This window comes from Pseudomonas sp. DF5 (genome assembly GCF_058148225.1).
Genome location: NZ_JBYVYM010000075.1, coordinates 1 through 566, shown reverse-complemented (window position 1 = coordinate 566; position 566 = coordinate 1). Strand labels below are relative to the sequence as shown.

The 566-nt window shown below is 64.1% G+C and carries 1 protein-coding gene; it reads right to left on the bottom strand.

Annotated features, from left to right (window positions below; all coding sequences use genetic code 11):
• A partial coding sequence (locus AC30D7_RS28760; RefSeq protein ID WP_490136332.1) for an amino acid kinase family protein occupies positions 1 to 566 on the bottom strand: 566 nt, incomplete at both ends.

The following is a 566-nucleotide window of genomic DNA, read 5'->3' as shown; positions in this document are numbered from 1 at the left end:
CCCTGCAGTTTGCCGGTGGCGCCGTACATGGTCGGGATACCGCCACCACCGGCGCAGATCACGATGCTGCCTTTTTCCAGCAGCCACTTGATCGGGCGGATTTCAAAGATGCGCTTGGGTTTCGGGCTGGCGACCACACGCCGGAACTTGTCGCCGTCCGGGGCGATGGCCCAGCCTTTCTCGGCGGCAAGTTTCTGCGCTTCGTCCTTGGTGTACACCGGGCCGATCGGTTTGCTGGGGGCCTGGAACGCCGGGTCGTCGGGGTCGACTTCGACCTGGGTCAGCAGGGTGGCGAAGGGCACTTCGAAGTCCAGCAAATTGCCCAGTTCCTGTTCGATGATGTAGCCGATCATGCCTTCGGTTTCGGCACCGAGCACGTCCAGCGGGTAGGCGGAAACCTGGGTGTAGGCCGCCGCTTGCAACGACAACAGGCCGACCTGCGGACCATTGCCGTGGGCAATCACCAGTTGGTTGCCGGGATGGACCTTGGCGATCTGTTCGGTGGCGATCCGGATGTTGGCGCGCTGGTTGTCCGCGGTCATGGGCTCACCCCGGCGGAGCAGGGC